The organism is Bradyrhizobium sp. Kon69 (assembly GCF_055807515.1).
In genome coordinates this window covers 1-231 of the sequence record NZ_JBVVOS010000623.1, presented here as the reverse complement: position 1 = coordinate 231, position 231 = coordinate 1, and the positions used below count along the sequence as shown (strand labels likewise).

Here is a 231-nt window from a genome sequence, read left to right as displayed (position 1 = left end):
CATTTTCAATTTAATGATTTCAAGCAGCGTTTCTCCGTTGATTTCAGTGTCGCTGAACCAGATCAGCTTCATCATCCCGGCGACGCTCGCACCGGAGACGATCTGGAAACAGTTGCGTCACGAAGGGGGAGCGATGGCAGTCAGCCGGGTGCATCGAGGCGTTTCAGGCATGGCTCAAGGGGCCGAAGATGTGGCGGCGTTAGTGCCCTTATTGCGACCTGGACGTCTTCA

General features: G+C 55.0%; 1 protein-coding gene. It reads left to right on the top strand.

The features are described 5' to 3' along the window. Nucleotides 1-231, top strand: a 231-nt coding sequence (locus AC0L3U_RS40360) for a hypothetical protein (protein ID WP_473365265.1), incomplete at both ends; no start/stop codon positions are given.